The sequence below is a fragment of the Pantoea sp. B623 genome, from assembly GCF_024814475.1.
GTDB classification, from domain to species: domain Bacteria; phylum Pseudomonadota; class Gammaproteobacteria; order Enterobacterales; family Enterobacteriaceae; genus Pantoea; species Pantoea ananatis.
In genome coordinates this window covers 2,029,750-2,048,781 of the sequence record NZ_JANUXM010000004.1, presented here as the reverse complement: position 1 = coordinate 2,048,781, position 19,032 = coordinate 2,029,750, and the positions used below count along the sequence as shown (strand labels likewise).

The following is a 19,032-nucleotide window of genomic DNA, read 5'->3' as shown; positions in this document are numbered from 1 at the left end:
CTTACGCCAGATCGCAGGTGGGGATCTTGACCACCACTTTGCGAATCGGTCCTGGCGTGCCCACCGCGCAATTTGGGCGGTGGATATCCTGCGGAAAAAACACGGCAAAGGTGCCCGGCAGCATGCGCACCTGGGTCTCATGCGGCACGTGCTGGTAAAAAATAATGTCGCGCTCCGGGTCGTAAGGCTGATGCACCGCGAAATCCACAGGCTGCGTTGCGACGCCGATGACTTCTTCGCCCGTAACCAGGTACTGCACATCAATGTGCAGGCGGTGTGCTTCCGGGTAGTTCTCCTCGGCCGGAACGGTGTGCAGATCCAGTACCTGCATAACCCAGCCGGTTTCACTGTCCTGATAACGTCCCGCCGCCAGGGTGAGCAGGTCGTAGCGGGTCAGGCAGGCGATCGCTTTGGCGATCGCCGGAGGATAGTGACGCGGGTCGGTATTCGCGATGTGTCCGGTGATCATGATTCCCTCCTTACAGCGCCTGGATACGCGCCCAGACGCGCTCATCTACCGGAATGCCAAGTCGCTGATTTTCAGCCCGCAGCGGCGGAAACTTATCGCCGGGCAGGCGAATGGCCTGCGCGCTGTCGGCCCGTTCAGCGTTGATAATCGATGCCCGGATGCGGTCGAGCTTGTGCTGGCGGGTTTCACCGTCGATAAGGCGGTCAACATCAATCGCGATAAAGACCTGCGAGATGCCGAATTCATCGCCGTTGTCGTGTGTCACTTCGGTGACGGAGGCACCGTTGGAGAGCAGGGTGGCCAGCATGTCCAGCACCACCGACAGCGCGGAGCCTTTCCAGTAACCCATGGGTAAGATGCGACGGTTCTGCTCAAGAGTGGCCGGATCGCGCGTGTAATTGCCTTCATCATCAAATCCGCCATCGACCGGCAGGCTCTTACCGGCCAGACGGTTCACTTCCAGCATGCCGTAGGAGAACATCGACATCGACATATCCACCATGGTGATTGGCTCGCCTGGCACGGCGATGATCAGCGGGTTGGTGCCGATAGCGCCGCTTTTCGCGCCCCAGGGCGGCATCACGGCAATGGAGTTCGTCCAGCAAATGCCCACAAAGCCCTTTTCGGCTGCCTGCCAGCCATAACTGCCGCCACGCATCCAGTGATTGGCATTACGCAGTGCCACCAGCCCAATACCGTGATCCGATGCCAGGGCCATAGCACGATCCATCATCCCGTGCGCGGTGATGTTGCCGATGGCGCGCTGCGCATCCCACTGCTCGATCGCGCCCAGCGACAGGACTTTTTGTGGTTCCGCCTCGGGCACGATATGGCCAGCATCCAGCTGCTGAATAAACCGCGGGAAGCGGTTTACGCCGTGGGAATACACGCCGTTGAGACTGGTTTCGGTAAACATGCGCGCGCAGGCTTCGGCTTTATCCTGAGGCACGTTACGACCTGTAAGTACGCGGAGAAACTCCTCATACAACTGCTGATAGCTGATTCTCATACGACTGATACTCCCAGCGTTACCGCTTTATTTCATAATGTGGAATGTCATTTCAACTAAATGCTATGGGGAAAAGCCGGGCCAGTCAAAGAAATGACTGAAAAATTAATCAATAAAAATCAGTATCTTATATTTATTGTCGGCTTTTGTGATCTCTGGCTTATTCGCCAGATTTTGCCCACAGGCGGGCCGGTCAGCCCAAGAGAGGCTGACCTGATTGACGCGTGCGGCATCCCTGCCTGAGCAGACGGCTTAGGGCAGCCTTACCCGGTAGAGCGACGTGTTTGCGGTGATATAGAGTTCATTATTATCCGGCCCACCCAATGTGCAGTTGGATACCGTTTCAGGGATCGGAATTTTGCCTTTGCGCTCTCCGTCAGGGTTAAAAATAATCACGCCGTCTGCGCAGCTACAGTAAATGTCGCCGTGAGAATCGACACAGAATCCGTCCGGGAAGCCCGGCGTGACATCGGCAAAAAACTGGCCGGGCGACAGCTCGCGTCCTTTAACCTGATAGACCCGGAGCTGGTGGCGCCCCAGAGTTGGAAAGTCCACCACCGACATATCGGCAACATACAGCAGGCTCTCGTCGGGCGAAAACGCCAGCCCGTTAGGCCGTTGCAGATCGCTGGCCGCAATACTGAGCTGCCCGGAGGCGGGATCGAAGCAGTAGAGATAGCAGCCAATCACCTGACTCGGGGCCAGATAGCCTTCGTGATCGTTAACGATCCCGTAAGGCGGATCGGTAAACCAGATGGTGCCATCGGCGCGGATCGCCAGATCGTTGGGCGAGTTAAAGCGCTTGCCCTCTACTTTGTCGATCAACACGTTGACCGTGCCATCCAGTTCGGTCCGGCTGATAGCCCGGCGGCCGTGTTCGCAGCTGACTACGCGTCCCTGCCCATCCCGGGCATTGCCGTTGGCATAGTTAGCGTGATGACGCCAGATGCTGAGCTCACCGTTGCGCTGCCAGCAGTACATGCGGTTGCCTTTGACATCGCTGAATACCACCGCATCGTGCTGCGGCAGCCATACCGGGCCTTCGGCCCAGATGGCAGGGGAACACAGTTTTTCTACCTGCATGCTGCTGGCCTCCGTTACTTCACGCCCCAAATGGTTTTATAGTGCTGCTGATAACCGTTTTCGGGGTCGTAGTTATTTTGCGGTCCGCCATCCCGGCTAATATTTTCCTGAGTAATTAAGTGCGCAGGCGTGACATAGCCGGAAGGCGGCTGGCCAGCGAAGGCGCGGTTGAACTCATCCAGCAACTGCCAGCCGTGCAGTTTTAACGGTTCTGCCACGGTTGCCGACTGGCTTTCACCATTGCGAATACGCTGGAAGGCCGAGACAGACCCGTCGCCCGCAGAGATATTGTATGGCGCGTTTTTGCCCCCCTTGCCTGCGGTTTTCAGCGCCGGTGCCATGAAGTCAAAATAGAGATCGTTAATCGCCAGCGAGTACTGCCAGCGGTCGCCGTACTTCTGTAACAAGCTGAAGGTGAGCGACGGCATACGGTTAGAGGTATCGGCCAGCGGCGTGTCAATAAAGTCGATGACCTTACACTCGCTGCACTTTTCAATTTCCTGCTTCATCGCATTGGCTTTATCCAGCGCGATTTTGTACAGCGAGTCGGTAAAGATGATGACCTGAGCTTTACCGCCTGATTTCACCACCGCGTACTGTGCCGCCAGGCGGGCAACCTCATTTGAGTCAGAAGTAATGTTATCCGTAATGCCGTACTGCTTAATCGGGCCTGGCTGTGGCTCCGCATGCCAGGCCATCAGCACTATCTTTTGCTGGACCGCTTTTTTGAGCGGCATTTTGGCGACGTTGGGGTTCCAGCCGCCAATAATGATGCCGTCAGGGCGCTGGGCAATAGCCTGATTCAGCGCGGCAAGCTGATCTTTCACCGATCCCGCACCGTCCAGCGTATCCAGCTTCCAGCCCGCCACTTTCGCCGCCTCGCTCAGCCCCTGCTGAACCCCCTGTACACCGCCATTTTTCATATCTGAGGCGATAAAAATCAGTTTCTTGTTCGCCTGGAGTTTCGGCCCCGTGGTAGGGCCGTCCCAGGTGGTGGCGCTGGACGTGGCTTTGGCGACGGCCGCGGTGGCCTGTTCCAGGTAGCTGTCTGCATGAGCGGGCAGTGAGGCGACCAGCATGGCAACGAGAGAAAGACCAAATACCGGATTTTTCATAATGAGTTCCCTGGTGTGATGGTTTTTTGCTGTGGGTCAGGTGTTGTTGCTGGCGTGCTCTGACTGCGCACGACAGCTTTTTGGTTCAACATACGGCGACGCTGGGCGTAGCCGGCAAGCGTAATCGACAGCAACAGCGTGCCACCGTTAAATAAGGGTTCAACCCAGAAGGCGCCGCCAAACTGCTGAATACCGGCGATACCAATAGCCAGAATGGCGATGCCCACTACGGTGCCCCAAACGTTAACCCGTCCCGGACGAATGGTGGTGCTGCCCAGAAAGGCGCCCACTAAGGCAGGCAGCAGGTAATCCATCCCGACGCTGGCCTGGCCGACGCCCTGTTCTGCGGCAATCAGCACGCCGCTGAAGCCGGTAATGACGCTGGAGGCGATAAAGGATCCAATGACGTACTTATTAACGGCGATGCCGTTGAGGCGTGCCGCGACGGGATTACCGCCCACGGCATACATGCATCTTCCCAGCGGCGTATGCTCGGTGACCAGCCATAACGCAAGCGCCAGGCCCAGCACATAGAATGCGCCAATCGGAATGCCCAGGATTTCCGTGCTGTGCAGCGCGCTGAACGCATCCGGTAAATCACCCACAATTTGTCGGCCGCCGGAGTGCCACAGCGCAATCGCATACAGCACCGTCCCGGAGCCCAGCGTGGCGACGAAGCTGTCAATGTCTGCCAGCGCGACCAGGATGCCGTTAAGCAGGCCATACAGGGCCGACAACACCAGCACCGTCAGCACCGCCATCTGCCAGGAAAAGCCATATTCCACCTGCAGCGTAATGGCCAGGATGTGCCACAGCACGATGCCAAAACCGACGTTGAGGTCGATTTTGCCAACGATCATTGGCAAGGTGGCCGCCAGCGCCAGCAGCGCAATTTTTGCCTTACTGGACAGAATCGCCTGTACGGTCAACATCGAAGCGAAGGTGGGGGACAGAACTGAAAACAGTAACGCTAACAGCACACATAACAGCAGTAGCCCGTAGCGGGTGAGGATCTGCATCGACCACGGCGCAAAGCCATGCTGAGCAAGGCTGACCCGTTGTTCGAGCGCGGTGGACTTCACCGAGGTTTTAGACATTTCGTTTCTCCTGACTGCCTGTTCAGACGGTAGCTAATGGAGCAGCAGAACTGGCCGAGGCCAGCTCCAGTAAACCTGCAAACGTAACCTGTTCATTTCTCAGCTCACCCACCACCTGGCCCCGGTTAAACACCAGCGCGCGGTTGCAGATATGAGCAATTTCTTCAAGGTCATTGGAAATCACCAGCACCGCCACGCCTTCGGCGAGGGCTTTATTGAGCAGGTGATAAATCTCTTCGCGTGCGCCGACATCCACGCCAGCGGTAGGATCTTCAAGAATCAGTAGCGGCGCGTTGAGGTGCATCCAGCGGGCCATGACCACTTTCTGCTGGTTGCCGCCGGACAGGGCGCTGATATCCAGGTTGACGTCTTTGGGACGCACGTCGAACAGCTGGACTTTCCACCAGCTGGCGCCTACCTCGGCGCGGCGACCATAGTGCGATATCAGCCGATGACCGCTGGCGCAGGGATTAATAAACAGGTTTTCACGCACGCTCATCGACATCACCAGACTTTCGCCCGTGCGGTCGCCTGCCACCAGTGAGATGCCCGCTGCCATCGCCTCAAGGGGAGAGCGTGGGTGGCAGGGGTTGTCGCGAAAAATAACCTGTCCGCTGGTGGCCTGCTTCAGGCCAAACAGCATTCGGCCTATTTCTTCCTGACCGGCGCCGCGCAGTCCTGCCAGCGCCAGCATCTCGCCTGGCTGCAGGCTAAAAGAAACCGGCCCGACTTCGTCAATGCACAGCTGATTCAGCGACAGCACCGGCGGCCGCGCCTCGGGCAGCGCGAGGCGCTGGTTACTCTCCAGCGCCTCGCCCACAATCATTTCCACCAGATCGTGAAGCTTGTAATCTGCCGTGACGCCTTCCGCAACGCGTTTACCGTCTCGCATCACGCAAATACGGTCGGCAATTTCGATCACCTCATCCAGGCGATGTGTCACGTAAATCATGCCGACGTTGCGGCTTTTCAGGCGTTCAATCACGCCAAACAGGTGGCGCACGTCGTTGGCGGGCAGCGAGGCGGTGGGCTCATCCAGCACCAGCACTTCGGCGTTGACCGCGACGGCACGGGCGATGGCCAGCAGCGATTTCTCTGTCCGCGACAGTTCAAACACGCGGGCATCGGGGTCCAGCTGAATACCGACTTCCTCCAGCGCCGAACGCGCCCGCTCACGCACCGCCCGCCAGTTGACCAGGCCAAAGCGGCGGTTGAATCCCATCACCAGTGCCATATTTTCCGCCACGGTCATCCACTCAATCAGCCCCAGGTCCTGGTGAATAAACGCGATGGGCTGGCTGGTTGCCGTTTTCAACGCGGCGGCGGATGCCGTGACGTTTCCCTGAAAGGTAATCTGGCCCTCATCGCTGGTATACACGCCAGCCAGCACTTTGATCAGGGTGGATTTACCTGCGCCGTTTTCCCCCAGTAGCGCCACCACCTCGCCGGGGAAGACGTCCAGACTCACATCATTAACCGCGGGGTTGCCGCCAAAGCGTTTGGTGATATGGCTGAGTGTAAGAACCGGTTTATCCGGATGAGGTTGCATTTCTGCCTCCCGTGACGCCTGGTGAGTATCGGCAGCAAGAGCGGCGACCGCTCGTTGCTAATTTCAATATGTGAAATACTATTCCAAAAAATAGTATTCCTGACGCCGGGGAAAAGCAAAGAAGGAGGGTGGATATTTATCTATAAGAAACAGTAAGTTAAAATATTGTTTTGAATTTGTGATGAACAGCGCACTTCTGTCACGACGAGAAGCGTGCGCCCGACCACACTAAAAAGCTAAAGATTCCCTGTCGGTAAGCCTTGAGTTAACATCATGCGTTAGCGCGTTCAGGAAGTGAGAAATGGAGAGGGTCGGTGGATGGCGGTGAAAGTGGATAAAGCAAAGGAAACGAAGAGCGATAAACCCTTAGGGACACAAAGCCTGTTTCGTGGCCTGCAGTTAATAGAATTGTTAAGTAATTATCCTAACGGTTGCCCGCTAGCCCATCTTGCTGAACTGTCTGGAATGAACAAAAGCACCGTACATCGCCTGTTGCAGGGGCTGCACAGCAGCGGTTACGTGACCCAGGCACCTTCGCCCGGGAGTTACCGCTTAACCACCAAGTTTATTTCAGTCGGTCAGAAGGCGCTGTCGTCGCTCAATATTATTCACGTTGCAGGGCCACATCTGGAAAAACTCAACCTGGACGTGGGTGAAACCGTGAACTTCTCCAGCCGCGAAGACGATCACGTTGTCTTGATCAACAAGTTAGAACCTACTACGGGCATGATGCGCACCCGCGCCTACATCGGTCAGCATATGCCGCTCTACTGTTCAGCCATGGGCAAAATTTTTCTGGCCTGGGGCAGCGAAGAGTACCTGCTGCAATACTGGCAAAACCATCAGGACAGCATTGAGCAACTGACGAAAAATACCATTACCACGCTGCCCGAGATGCAGCAGGAACTCAACGATATTCTTCAGCAGCGCACCGCGATGGATCGCGAAGAAAATGAACTGGGCGTCACCTGCATTGCGGCACCGGTGTTCGATATTCAGCAGCGTGTCCCTTATGCGGTTTCGGTATCCCTGCCGACGGCCAAGCTGCAGCAGATTGGCGCGAAGCATCTGATGGCGAAGGTGGTTGCCACGGCGCAGGCCATTTCAGAAGAGCTGGGCTTCACCGCCTGAAAACGCCCTTTTCGGTACAGCAGGCCTGCCGAGCCAGGCTTAGTTTTCAGGTAGCGTGCTGTCTCCGTCACCGAGCGTGCGCTGCATCAGCACCGTATCCAGCCAGCGGCCATGCTTGAACCCCACCGACGTTAATGTGCCGGTCACGGTAAAACCGGCGGCACGGTGCAGGGCGATAGAGGCCACATTGGCACTGTCACCTACGTTTCCCACCATCTGGCGAAAGCCGCGGGACTCAGCCCAGTGAATAGCATGGGCCAGCAGGCGTTTGCCAATGCCTTTTCCCTGGAACGCGGGCGCAATATACAGGGAATCCTCCAGGGTGAAACGATAGGCATAACGGGGCCGGTAAAAGCTCAGATAACAGTAGCCACAAACCTGTCCTTCACTGAGGGCGACGAACCAGGGCAGCCCGGCGGCGCGAAGTTTTTCCAGCCGGCTGGCTATCTCTGCCTCGTCGGGCGGGACGATTTCAAAACTGCCCGTGCCCTGTAATACGTGATGGGCGTAAATCTGTTGTATTGCCGGAACGTGGCTGTCTTCTGCCAGTATTATTTCCATTTCACTGTCTCCCTGCCTGTTAGCGTCGCGAAAGGGCATTGTCATCAGAATAAAAACGACCGGACATCGCGCTTCACCGGCAGAGGCCAGGTTGGCTGCACCGGACGCGGTAAGGCGCAACGCCTCCCACCATACAACCGGGCCAGACACGACCGATCCCGGACAAGAATACGCGGATTACACAGCCAAATTCCAGCGCCTGTAAGCCTCATCAATCGCCTTTGTGCCCTGCAAAAAGCATTTGGGCAGATCGATGTGCGGGTAGCGCGTTTTATAGCGCCTGCGGTTTCCCGGCGTTATCAACGCGATGTGCTTTATCATCGCCCAGTTCACCTTATCCACACTGCCCTCAAGTGCGCCCGGCCGGTTGGCACTGGCGTAACAGCGTCTGACGTAACGCAGCAAGCTGGCGGGCATTGGGACATCAAGCAGAATATAGCCGGTTGCTCGCGCCAGTCGTTCGTTAAGACAGGCTGTGTAGTTGCCGTCCATTACCCAACAATCCCGGTGAATAGCCTGATGATGTAAATGCAAAAACTCAGCCTTCTCTCTTGGCTGCCAGTGGGTATTGGGCAGGTGATAAAGTTGGTCAAGATGAATGGCAGGCAGGGCGGTGTGATGTGAGATCGCGGTCGCAAGCGTTGATTTTCCGCTGTTAGACGGCCCCATAATGCAGATGCGTGGCCCCAGATCCTCAAGACTGATTAACGCATTCATGGCGACGGTCCTGTAGACGGTGTGGTGGATTGCCCTCAGCCCGACGGGCAGAAGGGCAGAAGGGCAATCCAGCAGAATTAGACTGAACCTTCTTTTTCGATCACCAGCACTCGCGCTTCACCCTGGGGATGGGCGACATGCTCGGTACCGATACTGGCATAGAAAATATCGCCCGTTTCGAGACGAATTGTCTTCGTTTCTCCCGCTTCCTTGTAATGCATGTCAACGCAACCATCCATAACGGCAAACACTTCCTGGCCATCATTGATATGCCATTTGTAAGGCCTGTCTGTCCAGTGAAGGCGCACGGTTGTGCCTTCAAAATTAGCAATGTCGAGGGCGCCCCAGGCCTTTTCGGCTGAGAAAGCTTTGCTGACGTAGGTTTTCATTTTTTTCCTGACAGTCTGAACGCGTGTGATACGGTTATATCGCATCACATGAGGCATGATTTGCAAAATATTGCGCATATTGCTGGCAGAGGAAGGGGAGGTCACTCGCACGGGGCCAGGTGAGCCAGCGCGGCACGCCGGGGCGCTGCCACGTGCACGATAAAACCAGCCAGCCGGATGCGGTCACCTGCCCGGCTGGCATGAAGGCGGAATCAGAAGTTCACGTTAGCGCTGATTCCACCCACAAAGGCATCTTTCACCTCACTGACGGCGCCCGGCGCAACAACGTATTGCAGGTTAGGACGCAACTGCAGCCACCTGGTCAACTGGGCGTTGTAGTAAATCTCATAATTGTATTCCGACCCCTCCTGGATGGGCAGGTAGGTTGGACTCGTAAAGTCAGTCTGGCCGCTGGCATCGTTCTGCGCACGCAGCGAGCGGGTATAGGCGCTGTTAACGTGAATACGCGCGGCCCCCACACCAATCTCATCCTGCGGACGGGCATCAAACGGCCCTTTCCAGGTGAAGCTGATGGACTGGTAGTTATCTGTTTTAGAGGTTTTATGATCGTTCATGACCGCCTGAAGGCTGACGCCCAGGCCACGGCTGGCATCACCGCCTTGTGCCGTAAGCTGCTGCTGTAACAGCACATAGCCGCCGTAGGCATGGTCTTTGCTCTGATAGGCGCCATCACGCCAGCTGCCGTAGTTATCGCCATTTGCCGACGAGTAGTAGTAGCCGATGCGATAATTACCCGGCAGCTTCTCCGGTCCGAAAGTCGGTTTCCAGCCCAGTTCGACCGGCACCAGATTGCCTTCAGAATTGCTGGTATCAAGACGGAAGCCGTCGCCCCGGTCGTAGTTCGCGCGGTTCTGATTATAGAAACCAACCTGGAAAAAGACCTCAGGGGTAAAGTTAACCTTCACCCGTCCGCCCCACTGGGATACCGGCCAGTTAAACCAGCGATCGCCGCGCCAGTTACCGGCCTGACCGCTGCCGAATGCCAGGTTCTGAAACTTGCTGTCGAAATTATCGAAGTCTTCTCCGACGGTAACGCGGCCGGCTTTAACATTCACTGTGTTATCGAAAAGGCCTTTGCTTAACCAGAACTGCGTCAGTCGCCAGGTCTGGCCGCGGCCGTAGACTTCCTGTGTCGAAGAGAGCATCCCGGTGCGACGGTCGGCAACCTGATCGGAGATGTTGCGACCATTACGATCGGTGATGGTCACCTGGAACTGAGTATCCTGCCAGTCGAGGAGTTTTTGCAGGTCAAAATTGGCCCCGAAAGCCCACTGATCGCTGTAACGCATTGAGGTATGGGTATCGGCGCCGCCGCCCAGATTAGCGGCGCTTTCCATGGTGTAATTAACGTCTAATTTAATGCCGTCTTGTTCCAGCTGTGTTCGCGAACCGTTCCAGTCACCAAACAGATAAGGTGAATCGTAGCTGAAGGCATCGGCGGCCAGCGCGGAGGCGCTTAGCATCGTAAACATCAGGGTGCCCGCGGCCAGGCGAGGCATAAACTGCACTGCTTTTTGCATATTCATAATCATTATTCTTGTGTGAATGACAGTAATTGACAGGGCAGAGAATAATGCTGACTAAATGTCAATTTTTGCAAATCCGTGCGTATATAACGTCAAGATAATAAGTAATTAACGCAAGTGTGACAGCTCTCTCTGAACGAATATGTTTTTAACAGAAAAGGCATTTATTGCGAGGCAGCGTAAAAAAAGGGATGCCGGAGCATCCCTTTCGCCTCAGGCTTTGCTGGCGCGGGAGAGTTCTTCAATCTCCTGCTTACTTAAGGCCAGTTCCGTTGCCTTTACCAGTTCATCAAGCTGTTGCAGGGAGGTGGCGCTGACGATCGGTGCCGTAATACCCGGACGGGCAATCAGCCAGGCCAGTGCAACCTGAGTAGCCGAAGCATCATGCGAGGCGGCGACATCTTCGAGCGCCTCAACAATCCGCAAGCCGCGTTCGTTCAGGTATTTATCCACAATGCCCTGGCCGCGCTGACTTTTCGCGGCATCCTGAGGTTTCTTGTATTTACCGCTCAGAAAGCCGCTGGCCAGCGCATAGTAATTGATCACGCCAAGGTGGTTGTCGCGTGCGACCTGCTCCAGTTCACTTTCATAACCTTCACGGTCGTAAAGGTTGTATTCCGGCTGCAGGGTTTCATAGCGCGCCAGCCCCTGCTGCTTGCTGATATCCAGCGCCGCCTGCAACCGCTGCGCGCTGTAATTGGATGCACCCAGCGCCCGCACTTTTCCTTCTTTCACCAGTGCGTCGAAAGTGCCCAGCGTATCGGCCAGCGGCGTGGATTCGTCGTCACGATGTGCCTGATAGAGGTCGATAACATCCGTTTGCAGGCGGCGCAGGGAATCCTCCACGGCCTGGCGAATATAGGCGGGTTTCAGCCCTTTTTTCTCTGGCGACATCTCTATACCGACTTTTGTCGCCAGCACGATCTTGTCGCGTTTGCCGCTTTTCTTCAGCCATTTGCCGATGATGGTTTCTGACTCGCCACCCTGATTGCCTGGTGCCCAGCGGGAATAGACGTCTGCGGTATCAATAAAGAACAGACCTTTTTCAACCAGCGCATCAAGTAGGGAAAACGAGGTTTTCTCGTCTACCGTCCAGCCAAACACATTGCCGCCAAAAGTCAGAAGCGGCACGTTGATACCACTGTTGCCGAGCTGGCGGGTTTTAAGCTGCGTCATAGCATTCTCCTTGGTTAAACGAATAAGGTATATCTTTCAGCTTAGCAAAGGAAAATCCTCGTTATTTAATTCGGCTTATCAACCCGTGCGCCAGGCGAATGCAATGTGCCGAGACGGATGAGAAGGGTGAGATGAATTTAGCCCGTATAGGGCAGATGAAAGGGAACGTATTTTCATCTGTTTTGCCCGCCATCAGGCGCCGGCGATGCCAGCTGATAAGGCCATCTTTTCCCGGCACGGAACCTGACCTTGCATTTTTTACAGTCTGAAACCCATCTTAACCAGAATGCAAAGAATCGCGGCAGACGGCGAGGTCGTTTGGCGCTATAAAAAAGCAGGGGCCGGGCCAACGTGGCCGGAATATTGCCCACTGGAATCCGGAGGCATCGTGGCGCTACGTCTTACCGATACCGTCTTTACCTCAACCTCGCCATGCCGACGCCGGTTTCTGAAAAGCAGCGCGGCGCTGATGCTGGCGGGCGCGCTGCCGTTGCCAGTTCTGGCATCCATCCCACCTTTTCCCGCCCTTAAAACTGTTGCGGCGCAAAGTCATCGGCTGTTTGGCTTTGCCGTCAGGCCCGACAGTCTGCAATCCGATGCGCACTATCGGCAGTTTGTGGCGAGTCAGGCGAGCATTATCGTGCCGGAAAATGCGCTGAAATGGATGGCCGTCCATCCCGCGCGCGATCGCTACGATTTCGCCGGGCCCGATGCGATCGCCGCCTTTGCCCGCGAGCAGGGGATAAGGCTTCGCGGGCATACGTTTTGCTGGCACCGCGCCCTGCCGGACTGGGTACAGGCTATTGCTGATGAGGCTGAGCTGGAGAAGGTTTTGAGGCAGCATATAGCGACCGTTGCGGGCCGCTACCGCGGGCAGATTCACAGTTGGGACGTGGCTAACGAAATCATCAATCTCGCCGACGGACAACCTGGTGGATGGCGCAACAGTTTCTGGTATCAGCGGCTTGGTACGCGTTATATGGATATTGCCTGCGAGGCGCTGCACCAGGCCGATCCCCATGCGGTCATCTGTTACAACGATTACGGGCTGGAAAGTGACGATGTGAGTGGGCAAAGGAAACGGGCGGCGGTACTGGCTATGCTGCGCGACTTGCAGTCCAGACATATTCCGATTGGCGCGCTCGGCATCCAGTCTCATCTCAAAGCCGGTCCCCATCCCGCTTTTGGGCCGGGGCTGGCGGCATTTATTCACGACGTGAAATCGCTTGGCCTGAAGGTGTACATCACCGAACTGGACGTGGATGACAGCAGCGTGCCGATGGAGAGCCGGCCGATGGCGGTTGCCGCGCTGTATAAACGCTATCTTTCACTGGTTCTGGAGGCGGGCGTTGCCGCCATTTTAACGTGGGGCGTTTGGGATACGCCGCACCGCACGGCTGCGACACCGAAGGCGGGGGACGCGCTGGCGACCGGGCCGCTGCTGTTTGGTAAAGACGGCAGCATTAAAGAGGCCAGTTGGGCGGCGCTGCACGCGCTCCGCTCATCACCGGATCTCAGATGACGCGCGTGCAGCTATCCACTGGCGATAACGCAGCGGCGTCATCTCCATCATCTGGCTAAATGCTTTACGAAAACTCGTCTCATCCGAATAACCGCAGTCGGCCGCTACTTTGCGAATGCTCACGGCGGGGTTTTCCAACTGAATACAGGCACCTTCAATTCTTACCCGGGTGATGAAGGTCTTGGGGCTTTCCCCGGTCAGCGATTTCATTTTGCGGTGAAGCGTGCGTTCGCTGGTATGCAGGGCGGATGCCAACTGTTCTGCCGTAATGCCGGGGTTTTGATAACGAATAATCTCTTCAGCCCGCATGAGCAAGGGGTGCTGGGTATTGATAAAGCCGGGCGGTGCGTAGAGACGTTGCGACAAGGGTTGGGCATCAGCCACCGTCATATCGGCAATCTGTCTGGTAATGTCAGCCCCCAGCATCGTCTGGAGCAGGTGCAACGTGAGGGCGGTCCAGGAAAGCGGGCCGCCTGTGGTAATAATGTTGTCCTGCTGTTCCAGCGTTTTTCCCCAGACAGGACGGGCGTGAGGGTAACGCTCCCGCAGTGTAGGAAAAAGCCACCAGGTGGTGGTACAACGTCGGCGATCGAGCAATCCCGCCTCGCCCAGCACTAAACCCCCAGCGCAGGCGGCACCTACCGTTGCGCCCTGCTGATGCATTTTTTTTATCCACTGCGCCGCATGCGTGACCGCACCGGCATGAAGCGGAAACCTGTCGCTGCCGAGCGCCATTCCACCTACCAGTACGATGTCGGCCTGAGCGGCCTGGGCAAAATCCCCATCGACATGAAGCCATCGGCCTTGCGCATCCCGAACCGGTTGACCATCTGCGCTGACAATTTGCGTTTCTAACAGCGTGCTGGCAACGCGTTCAGCATAGTCGGGGCGGGAAGCGATAACCTGGCGAGCAATCCATAAGGTGTCACAAAACCCGTTAATCGCTGAAGACAGGCTGCCTTCCAGCGCCACAATCGCAATGCGCATATGCGTTTTCCTCTTAATGGCGAGTTTTGCATGTTAATTGTCCAGTTCGCCATCTTACAAGGTGTTTTTTACAGGGTTACGATGGTCTGCATGATAACGGCTAATGGGTGGAAAGACGGATGTGGGGAAAAACAGGAAAAGCGATACGTTTAAAACTCGCCGTTCTGCTGGGCCTGACGTTACTCAGCACGCAAATCATGGCGGAGGCAGCAGCCATCAAAAACATTGTGTTAGTTCACGGCGCTTTTACCGATGGCTCAAGCTGGAAAGCCGTGATTACCCAGCTTCAGCATAAAGGCTATCACGTTACTGCCGTACAGAATCCGCTGACCTCGCTGCAGGATGATGTCAATGCCACTGAGCATGTCATTGCGCGTCAACAGGGGCCGGTGCTGCTGGTGGGGCATTCCTGGGGCGGGGTGGTGGTTGCCGACGCGGCAAATGATCCAAAGGTCAAAGGGATGGTGTTTCTCTCTGCGCTGGTGCCTGACAGCGGTGAATCTGCCGCCGATCTGTTGCAGCGACTTCATGCCCCGATGACAGGGATGTTGGCTGACAGTCATGGACTGATCTGGCTCGATAGTGCAGACCATTTCGCTGAGATCATGGCCGGTGACGTGCCTGAAGCACTGGTGCGTGAACTGACTGCGGTCCAGCAGCCCATAGCGGCGCGGGCGTTTGATGACAAGGTGAAACGGGCCGCATGGAAAAGCAAACCCTCATGGTATTTGCTGACCACAGATGACAAGGCGCTACCGCCTGCCGTCCAGACGCGCATTGCTGCCTCCATCGGAGCCAGCATTGAGCGCATCGCCTCCAGTCATATGTCTCTTGTTTCACATCCTGAACAGGTTGCGGCTTTGATAGATCGCGCCGCCAGGACCCTTACCACTCCGTAGCGTTAACTTTACCAGGGGAATGACATGATCCGATTACTTCATATCGACGCCAGTATTCTTCAAGCGCAATCCGTTACTCGTCAATTGACGGCAGATATCGCTAGCAGACTGACTGAAAAATACCCGGATACTCACGTGGTTTACCGCGACGTGGTAGCGGATGAGATCAGCCACCTTACAGGACCCATTGCAGCAGGATTCAGATCGCTGGACGGAGACGTGTTCGATGAGCGCGTTATCCAGCAGCATCGATTATCTGAAAGCCTGGTGGCGGAATTCCTTGCCAGTGACGTCATCCTGGTAGGTGCACCTATGTATAACTTCTCGGTGCCAACTCAGCTTAAAGCCTGGCTGGATCGGCTCGCTCAGGCAGGCAAGACCTTCAAATACACCGAGAACGGTCCGGTAGGATTATCCGGTGGGCGAACCGTGATTATTGCTTCAGCACGAGGCGGCTTTTACCACGGTGGTCAGTTTGAAGATATGGATTTTCAGGAGCGCTATCTCTCTGCCTTTTTTGGATTTCTAGGCATCAAGAACATTCATTTTGTTCGTGCAGAAGGGGCGTCAAAAGGCGAAGCAATTCTGCTGCGCGAAATGGATAACGCTCGCCATGCTGCCGCGACGCTTATTCAGTCCCTAAATCTGTAATAAATCGGAGGATAGCTCATGCTTTACGTTATCACGCTCATTTATCGTCGTTCTGAAGCGGAACGAGAAAAATACAATCCAGGTCATAAAGCATGGCTGGCTGACAATATCAAAGCAGGCAAGGTGATATTTGCCGGCCCCCTGGAGCATCAGCGCGGCGGACTGGTATTAGCGGCGGCACCCGATGAGCATGCCGTCAGGACTATGCTGGATGACGATCCTTTTGTTGCATCAGCGTTAGTCGATGTGGTGGTGACAGGCGTGCATCCGGCGCTGGTCTCGTCAGCATTTTTATCTGGTTGGGGCAAGGATACGAAGGTCATTGACGTTTCTGGTCACTAAAACGCGATGCTGCGGGGCAGGCACTTGCCCCGCAGCAATGCAATCAGAAGGACTGCCAGTTTTCCGCTGACAGGCCAGCGCTAGTGCTCTCCGCTAAAGGCTTCTTCAGCGATGGTTTACGCAGCACATTCTGACCTGCGGCCGGGGTTCTGCCTGTGTTAAACACCGCTACCGACTGGCGTAACTGCGTTGCCTGATCCTCCAGCGAGGCAGCGGCACTGGCCGACTCTTCAACCAGCGCGGCGTTTTGCTGCGTGACGCCATCCATTTCAGATACCGCTTTACTCACCTGCTCAATGCCGCGCGTCTGCTCGGCCGAGGCGGAGGCAATCTCTGCCATCAACTGCGTCACGCTGTTAACGGAATTCACAATGCTGCCCATCACATCGCCTGCTTCTGAGGCGTGCGTCGAACCACTGTTTACGCGTTGGGTGGACTGGTCAATCAGCGTGCGTATTTCCTGGGCCGCGCTGGCGCTGCGACCGGCCAGAGACCGCACTTCACCGGCCACCACAGCAAAACCACGTCCCTGCTCGCCCGCACGCGCGGCTTCCACTGCGGCGTTAAGCGCCAGGATATTGGTCTGGAAGGCGATGCTGTCAATAATGCCAATAATGCTGGCGATCTGTTTTGAGCTTTCACTTATCTGTTCAATGTTGGCGATCACCTTCGCGACGATTTGCCCACCCTGCGAGGCCATCACGGAGGCATCTTTCGCCATGGTGGTTGCCTGCTGAGCATTTTCCGCGTTCAGTTTTACCGTTGAGGTGAGCTGCTCCATGCTGGCTGCGGTTTCCTCAAGGGCTGCGGCCTGTTGTTCGGTGCGCGAGGAGAGATCGGTACTGCCGGCAGAAACTTCTGCCGCGCCGGTAAAAATTGACTGCGTGGCATCATCCACAGAGCGGATGGTGACAACCAGCGCACTGCGCATCTCTTCGAGCTGGCGAAGCAGTCTGCCGGTTTCATTTTGACTCTCACTGGCGATCTCCTGAGTCAGATCACCGGCAGAGATAGCACGCATGTAATCCGTCGCCATGCTCAGCGGTTTCAGCAGCAGGGTTCTCAGACCGGCCCAAACAGTGGCAACGGTGACAAGGGCAATGATCGCGATAATCAGCAACGTCCACAGCATATTACTGTAGTTGCTATCGTTTTCAGCGGCTATCTGCTTCATTAACTGGTAGTTCGCACTGCGCCATGTCTGATAAGCCTTATCCAGATTATCCTGAGCTTCCTGCGCATCAAGATTCCCGTAACCCTGATAGTTATTATTTTTCAGGAAGTCTACTGAGGCGAGCATTGTTTCGTGCATCTTGTTGTAAGCCGCCTCGACATTTTTTGTCACCTCAGCATGCTGACCCGGTAATGCGGGTGCGGTCTTATAAGCCTGGAAATACTCATCAGCTTTATCGGCGGATTGTTTTGCCACCTCCAGCAGTTTGGCAATAGACGCCAGTGACGCCGGATCTTTCTGGTTTTTAAGGAAGCGAATCGCCACGCGGCTGATCGTCACGCGGGTTTTAATCAGCGTTTGTACACTGTCGCTCAACTGTTGTTGCTGCAGCGTAAGTTGTTCAGTATGCGAGAAATTGCGCCCGGCCTGACTGACAGAGGAATAAAAAAGAAAGCCCGTAATGGTCAATAGCGCACTAAAAAGAAATAACACGGCAACAATACCCGTCGTGATTTTAAGGTTTTTAAGCATTGCAGTAATCCCGGTAAAAGGTGATACAGGTTTATCGGTATTAAAATGATTAGCTTAATAGTGACGCGATAAATAATGTGATCTATGACAATAACTAAGAAATAAAAGCGGCTTTTCTGAAGAGAGAAAATGTTAGCGAGCCCTTGGGGAACATCGTCTCAATGATAAAAGGCAGCGCGGCTAAAATGTACCATCAGATACATTATTGTGATCTGAGAATAATAAAAAGGTCCACGGTTTGCGCCCATGCGTCGTTATTTTGCACACCCGATGCCTGTATTTTCACGTGAATATAATAACGCTTTGAAATAATAATGAAAACCTGATGCCCGGCGCTTTTCTCCCACTGGCGTTATTCGTGCAAGCGATGCAGAGGTTAGCGGATGTCAGGCGTGCTGGCGCAATGGAGGGCGAACAATATTCTGGAAGGCTGCAGCAAGGGCGAATGCAGTTTATGACAGGCATAAAAAAACCCGCACAAGGCGGGTTCTTTTCACAACGACTTAACTGCTCAGGCTGTTGCCATCATCGCTATCGTAAGCGGTCGTGAGGGCATCAGCTGTTACAGAGCAACAACATTGCCAGCTGAAGGACCTTTAGGGCCGTTCTCGATTGAGAACTCCACTTTCTGGCCTTCATCTAATGTTTTGAAATCGCTGCTCTGAATAGCAGAGAAATGTACGAATACATCTTTGCTGCCGTCCTGAGGAGAAATAAAGCCGAAGCCTTTATCAGCGTTAAACCATTTTACTAAACCAGTCATTTTAGTTGACATAGATGTGTCCTTTTCATTTTGAGCCACGCAAGGTGACGAAGATGGCCTGTTTTGCAGATTTTACTTATTGGGCACTTAGGAGGAGGCTCATGAAGAAGGGCATCTGGGAATGACGCTTGAACTGAGGACTGCTTTACTAAAACTGCTTTCATAAGGTCTGTGTTCCAAACCGATGTCGCTACACTATAGAGGTTGAACGTATTAAGCAAGGTTTAATTTTATTTAAGTCAGACAGGCAGGCGGCCATGTAACAAACCCGGCCAGCGCACGGCCTTGCGCTGGCCACGGCCCGTTGTTGAACAGGCCCG

The 19,032-nt window shown here is 55.2% G+C and carries 19 protein-coding genes; 5 read left to right on the top strand and 14 right to left on the bottom strand.

Annotated features, from left to right (window positions below):
• Position 1: 1 nt before the first annotated feature.
• From NXS97_RS11385 to NXS97_RS11360, 6 genes are all read right to left on the bottom strand, one after another.
• Positions 2-469 carry a YhcH/YjgK/YiaL family protein gene (locus tag NXS97_RS11385; RefSeq protein ID WP_019105625.1) on the bottom strand — a complete coding sequence of 156 codons (468 nt, stop codon included), beginning with the start codon at positions 467-469 and terminating at the stop codon, positions 2-4.
• A gap of 10 nt (positions 470-479) precedes the next feature.
• Positions 480-1,478, bottom strand: a complete 999-nt coding sequence (gene yiaK / locus NXS97_RS11380) for a 3-dehydro-L-gulonate 2-dehydrogenase (protein WP_014595128.1) — start codon at positions 1,476-1,478, stop codon at positions 480-482.
• 252 nt (positions 1,479-1,730) lie between these two features.
• Positions 1,731-2,561, bottom strand: coding sequence for an SMP-30/gluconolactonase/LRE family protein (locus NXS97_RS11375; protein ID WP_014595129.1), 831 nt, complete (start codon positions 2,559-2,561; stop codon positions 1,731-1,733).
• A gap of 14 nt (positions 2,562-2,575) precedes the next feature.
• Positions 2,576-3,676, bottom strand: a complete 1,101-nt coding sequence (locus NXS97_RS11370) for a substrate-binding domain-containing protein (protein WP_013024267.1) — start codon at positions 3,674-3,676, stop codon at positions 2,576-2,578.
• On the bottom strand, positions 3,673-4,773 hold the full coding sequence (locus NXS97_RS11365; RefSeq protein ID WP_116219986.1) for an ABC transporter permease: 1,101 nt from the start codon (positions 4,771-4,773) through the stop codon (positions 3,673-3,675). The genes NXS97_RS11370 and NXS97_RS11365 overlap by 4 nt, the downstream gene beginning before the upstream one ends.
• A gap of 22 nt (positions 4,774-4,795) precedes the next feature.
• A complete protein-coding gene (locus NXS97_RS11360; protein WP_029569395.1) occupies positions 4,796-6,322 on the bottom strand; it encodes a sugar ABC transporter ATP-binding protein in 1,527 nt (508 codons plus the stop codon).
• A gap of 318 nt (positions 6,323-6,640) precedes the next feature.
• Here NXS97_RS11360 and NXS97_RS11355 point away from each other — a divergent pair, with 318 nt between their 5' ends.
• Positions 6,641-7,453, top strand: coding sequence for an IclR family transcriptional regulator (locus NXS97_RS11355; RefSeq protein ID WP_014595130.1), 813 nt, complete (start codon positions 6,641-6,643; stop codon positions 7,451-7,453).
• A gap of 39 nt (positions 7,454-7,492) precedes the next feature.
• On the opposite strand, the gene NXS97_RS11350 is transcribed toward NXS97_RS11355, so the two are convergent.
• The 5 genes from NXS97_RS11350 to NXS97_RS11330 form a co-directional block, all read right to left on the bottom strand.
• Entirely contained in the window at positions 7,493-8,014 is a 522-nt protein-coding gene (locus tag NXS97_RS11350) for a GNAT family N-acetyltransferase (protein WP_024471391.1), read from the bottom strand.
• 177 nt (positions 8,015-8,191) lie between these two features.
• The gene (locus NXS97_RS11345; RefSeq protein WP_013024272.1) at positions 8,192-8,731 is read right to left on the bottom strand and encodes an ATPase AAA; all 540 of its coding nucleotides are present in this window, start codon (positions 8,729-8,731) and stop codon (positions 8,192-8,194) included.
• Positions 8,732-8,808: 77 nt separating this feature from the next.
• The gene (locus tag NXS97_RS11340; protein ID WP_014606875.1) at positions 8,809-9,120 is read right to left on the bottom strand and encodes a cupin; all 312 of its coding nucleotides are present in this window, start codon (positions 9,118-9,120) and stop codon (positions 8,809-8,811) included.
• Between the two features lie 212 nt (positions 9,121-9,332).
• Positions 9,333-10,673 (bottom strand): carbohydrate porin, encoded by a 1,341-nt coding sequence (locus NXS97_RS11335; RefSeq protein ID WP_013024274.1) that lies wholly within the window; start codon positions 10,671-10,673, stop codon positions 9,333-9,335.
• Positions 10,674-10,880: 207 nt separating this feature from the next.
• A complete protein-coding gene (locus NXS97_RS11330) occupies positions 10,881-11,843 on the bottom strand; it encodes an aldo/keto reductase (protein WP_013024275.1) in 963 nt (320 codons plus the stop codon).
• Positions 11,844-12,231: 388 nt separating this feature from the next.
• On the opposite strand from NXS97_RS11330, the gene NXS97_RS11325 reads away from it, so the two are divergent.
• Positions 12,232-13,365 (top strand): endo-1,4-beta-xylanase, encoded by a 1,134-nt coding sequence (locus NXS97_RS11325; RefSeq protein ID WP_228225441.1) that lies wholly within the window; start codon positions 12,232-12,234, stop codon positions 13,363-13,365.
• On the opposite strand, the gene NXS97_RS11320 is transcribed toward NXS97_RS11325, so the two are convergent.
• Positions 13,348-14,352, bottom strand: coding sequence for a GlxA family transcriptional regulator (locus NXS97_RS11320; RefSeq protein WP_013024277.1), 1,005 nt, complete (start codon positions 14,350-14,352; stop codon positions 13,348-13,350). The genes NXS97_RS11325 and NXS97_RS11320 overlap by 18 nt on opposite strands.
• A gap of 119 nt (positions 14,353-14,471) precedes the next feature.
• Here NXS97_RS11320 and NXS97_RS11315 point away from each other — a divergent pair, with 119 nt between their 5' ends.
• The 3 genes from NXS97_RS11315 to NXS97_RS11305 are packed head-to-tail and all read left to right on the top strand — an operon-like array spanning position 14,472 to position 16,244.
• Complete coding sequence (locus tag NXS97_RS11315) at positions 14,472-15,251, top strand: alpha/beta fold hydrolase (protein ID WP_014595134.1); 780 nt, start codon at positions 14,472-14,474, stop codon at positions 15,249-15,251.
• Positions 15,252-15,275: 24 nt separating this feature from the next.
• Complete coding sequence (locus NXS97_RS11310) at positions 15,276-15,902, top strand: FMN-dependent NADH-azoreductase (protein WP_013024279.1); 627 nt, start codon at positions 15,276-15,278, stop codon at positions 15,900-15,902.
• Between the two features lie 18 nt (positions 15,903-15,920).
• On the top strand, positions 15,921-16,244 hold the full coding sequence (locus tag NXS97_RS11305; RefSeq protein ID WP_013024280.1) for a YciI family protein: 324 nt from the start codon (positions 15,921-15,923) through the stop codon (positions 16,242-16,244).
• Between the two features lie 43 nt (positions 16,245-16,287).
• On the opposite strand, the gene NXS97_RS11300 is transcribed toward NXS97_RS11305, so the two are convergent.
• Together NXS97_RS11300 and cspA are read right to left on the bottom strand one after the other, a co-directional pair.
• On the bottom strand, positions 16,288-17,949 hold the full coding sequence (locus NXS97_RS11300) for a methyl-accepting chemotaxis protein (protein WP_013024281.1): 1,662 nt from the start codon (positions 17,947-17,949) through the stop codon (positions 16,288-16,290).
• Between the two features lie 562 nt (positions 17,950-18,511).
• Entirely contained in the window at positions 18,512-18,724 is a 213-nt protein-coding gene (cspA, locus tag NXS97_RS11295) for an RNA chaperone/antiterminator CspA (protein WP_014606872.1), read from the bottom strand.
• Positions 18,725-19,032: the final 308 nt, after the last annotated feature.

Excerpts from the sequence above, each read along its gene's own strand:
- NXS97_RS11385 (WP_019105625.1), bottom strand. The coding sequence starts at position 469 with ATGATCACCGGACACATCGCGAATACCGACCCGCGTCACTATCCTCCG.
- yiaK (WP_014595128.1), bottom strand. The coding sequence starts at position 1,478 with ATGAGAATCAGCTATCAGCAGTTGTATGAGGAGTTTCTCCGCGTACTT.
- NXS97_RS11375 (WP_014595129.1), bottom strand. The coding sequence starts at position 2,561 with ATGCAGGTAGAAAAACTGTGTTCCCCTGCCATCTGGGCCGAAGGCCCG.
- NXS97_RS11370 (WP_013024267.1), bottom strand. The coding sequence starts at position 3,676 with ATGAAAAATCCGGTATTTGGTCTTTCTCTCGTTGCCATGCTGGTCGCC.
- NXS97_RS11365 (WP_116219986.1), bottom strand. The coding sequence starts at position 4,773 with ATGTCTAAAACCTCGGTGAAGTCCACCGCGCTCGAACAACGGGTCAGC.
- NXS97_RS11360 (WP_029569395.1), bottom strand. The coding sequence starts at position 6,322 with ATGCAACCTCATCCGGATAAACCGGTTCTTACACTCAGCCATATCACC.
- NXS97_RS11355 (WP_014595130.1), top strand. The coding sequence starts at position 6,641 with ATGGCGGTGAAAGTGGATAAAGCAAAGGAAACGAAGAGCGATAAACCC.
- NXS97_RS11350 (WP_024471391.1), bottom strand. The coding sequence starts at position 8,014 with ATGGAAATAATACTGGCAGAAGACAGCCACGTTCCGGCAATACAACAG.
- NXS97_RS11345 (WP_013024272.1), bottom strand. The coding sequence starts at position 8,731 with ATGAATGCGTTAATCAGTCTTGAGGATCTGGGGCCACGCATCTGCATT.
- NXS97_RS11340 (WP_014606875.1), bottom strand. The coding sequence starts at position 9,120 with ATGAAAACCTACGTCAGCAAAGCTTTCTCAGCCGAAAAGGCCTGGGGC.
- NXS97_RS11335 (WP_013024274.1), bottom strand. The coding sequence starts at position 10,673 with ATGATTATGAATATGCAAAAAGCAGTGCAGTTTATGCCTCGCCTGGCC.
- NXS97_RS11330 (WP_013024275.1), bottom strand. The coding sequence starts at position 11,843 with ATGACGCAGCTTAAAACCCGCCAGCTCGGCAACAGTGGTATCAACGTG.
- NXS97_RS11320 (WP_013024277.1), bottom strand. The coding sequence starts at position 14,352 with ATGCGCATTGCGATTGTGGCGCTGGAAGGCAGCCTGTCTTCAGCGATT.
- NXS97_RS11315 (WP_014595134.1), top strand. The coding sequence starts at position 14,472 with ATGTGGGGAAAAACAGGAAAAGCGATACGTTTAAAACTCGCCGTTCTG.
- NXS97_RS11310 (WP_013024279.1), top strand. The coding sequence starts at position 15,276 with ATGATCCGATTACTTCATATCGACGCCAGTATTCTTCAAGCGCAATCC.
- NXS97_RS11305 (WP_013024280.1), top strand. The coding sequence starts at position 15,921 with ATGCTTTACGTTATCACGCTCATTTATCGTCGTTCTGAAGCGGAACGA.
- NXS97_RS11300 (WP_013024281.1), bottom strand. The coding sequence starts at position 17,949 with ATGCTTAAAAACCTTAAAATCACGACGGGTATTGTTGCCGTGTTATTT.
- cspA (WP_014606872.1), bottom strand. The coding sequence starts at position 18,724 with ATGTCAACTAAAATGACTGGTTTAGTAAAATGGTTTAACGCTGATAAA.